Origin of the sequence: Pseudoduganella sp. RAF53_2 (genome assembly GCF_052113985.1) — a bacterium.
Lineage (GTDB): Bacteria > Pseudomonadota > Gammaproteobacteria > Burkholderiales > Burkholderiaceae_D > Rugamonas.
The window spans coordinates 1-2,019 of the sequence record NZ_JBFRDW010000855.1 but is presented as its reverse complement, the minus strand read 5'-3'; the positions used below and the strand labels follow the sequence as shown (position 1 = coordinate 2,019).

Genomic DNA, 2,019 nt, shown 5'->3' with positions numbered 1-2,019 from the left:
CTGCTGGCACTGGCCGCCGGCCTGGCGCAGGTGCTGGAGACGAAGCTGTACAACGAGATCATCGTCACCCGCGTCACCGTGCCGGTGGGCGAGGACATCGGCTTCCTGCCGGGTACCGAGGAAGAGAAGATGGGGCCTTGGATGGGCGCTTTCGACGACAACCTCGAAGTGCTGAACAAGTCCGACGGTGAAGGCGGCGAATGGGGCCGTGCGGCAACGCAGGACCTGATCCGCTCGCGCATCAAGATCAAGTCTCTGAACTTCATGCGCGGCCGTACCTTCGTCAACAAGTTCCTCATCATCGACGAGGCGCAGAACCTGACGCCGAAGCAGATGAAGACCCTGGTAACGCGCGCCGGTCCGGGCACCAAGATCCTCTGCCTGGGTAATATCGCGCAGATCGACACGCCATACCTGACCGAGGGTTCGAGCGGCCTGACTTACGTCGTCGACCGCTTCAAAGGCTGGGCCCACAGCGGCCACGTCACCCTGGCCCGCGGCGAGCGCTCCCGCCTCGCCGACCACGCGAGCGACGTGCTCTAAGCGCGCACACGCTCCACAAAAGCCCCGCTTCGTGCGGGGCTTTTTTTATTCCAAACCAGCGGCGCAACCCAGGTGGCTGCCACATCGTGGCAGCCACCCGCTCCTTGCCGTGGGTTCTAATCCCGTCCGCGGCGCGCAACAGGATGGTCTGGTTTCAGCTGCAGCAAATCCCACAAATTGCCGTACAGGTCCGCGAAGACCGCGACCAGGCCGTAGTCTTCTTCCTTGGGCTCGCGCGCGAAATGCACGCCGTGCGCGCGCAGGCGTTCGACGTCGCGCCAGAAGTCGTCGGTATTCAAAAAGAGGAACACGCGCCCACCAGCCTGGTTGCCGACGAAGGGCTCCTGCTCAGGCTTGGCGGCGCGTGCCAGCAGCAGCGTGGTGCCGCTGCCGCCGGGCGGGGCGACGACGACCCAGCGCTTGTCCTGCGCCGGCTGGTAGGTGTCTTCGATCAGYTCGAAACCTAGTTTGTCGACGTAGAAATCGATCGCTTCATCGTAATCGCGTACGACCAGCGCAATGTGCACAATGCTCTGCTTCATAGTGGCCACCATTTTTTGGTCGCCACGCGCGCGTTGCGGGTGACGTTGCCGTTACGGGTAAGAAGAAGCTCGACCACTTTGCCCTGCGGATCGCGCACAAACTCGGCCTGCGACAAGGAATCGCGCACGAAGAAGGCGCTGTCGGAATAAGGGAAAATCTCAACCTTTGGAGCGCCGCTGCGTTCAACGACCAGATGATCGCCATCGCGCTTCACCGTGCGTACCGTTCCTTCGTCGCCGTGATAAGTGCCCGCGAATTCCTCCAGCGTCGATTTGCTCAAAGTGATCTTGCGGTAATGCGGCACCGGCTTGCCCAGGGCGACTGCCGCCACGCGCTGCGCCAGCAGTTCGGTGGTCACGTCGCCGCTGGCATTGGCCAGCACCGCGACGTAGATGCCCTGCTCCGGCAGGCGCGCCACGAAGCTGCTGAAGCCGTAGATCTCGCCGCCGTGCGAGTATTCGGTCACCCCTTGCAGCTTGCCCAATCCCCAACCGTAGCCGTAATTGCTGGGTTCTCCGTTCTGCAGGCGCGCCGGCGAAAACACGCGCTGCCAGCTTTCGCCTTTCAGCAGCTTGCCGCTGGCGATGGCTGCATCCCAGCGCGCCAAATCGTCCACGGTCGACACCAGCCCGCCCGCTGCATAGGCCATGGACATGCTGATCGATTTCGGCTTGCTGTACTTGCCGTTGTCAGCATCGTAGCCTTTAGCGCGCATGGACGCGGCACGTTCATAACCGGCGTAGGCCGTATTGCCCAGTCCCAGCGGCATGAAGATGCGCTCTTCCATGAACTTGCCATAAGGCTCACCGCTCACTTTCTCGATGATGGCGCCCAGCAGCACATAATTCGAATTGCTGTACTCAAAGCGCGCGCCCGGCATGAAATCGAGCGACTTGCCTTTGATGCGCTTCAGCAGATCCGGCAGCGCAATCT

Annotated in this window: 3 protein-coding genes; 1 reads left to right on the top strand and 2 read right to left on the bottom strand. The window is 62.1% G+C overall.

All coding sequences use genetic code 11. The features are described 5' to 3' along the window. Positions 1–543: PhoH family protein (locus AB4Z11_RS30345; RefSeq protein WP_442029694.1), on the top strand; the 543-nt coding region annotated here is incomplete at its 5' end. Between the two features lie 116 nt (positions 544–659). Here AB4Z11_RS30345 and AB4Z11_RS30340 read toward each other — a convergent pair. Both AB4Z11_RS30340 and AB4Z11_RS30335 read right to left on the bottom strand, forming a co-directional pair. After that, positions 660–1,085 (bottom strand): VOC family protein, encoded by a 426-nt coding sequence (locus tag AB4Z11_RS30340; protein ID WP_442029692.1) that lies wholly within the window; start codon positions 1,083–1,085, stop codon positions 660–662. Further along, on the bottom strand, positions 1,082–2,019 hold a 938-nt coding region (locus tag AB4Z11_RS30335), incomplete at its 5' end, for a serine hydrolase (protein WP_442029690.1). The genes AB4Z11_RS30335 and AB4Z11_RS30340, both read right to left, overlap by 4 nt.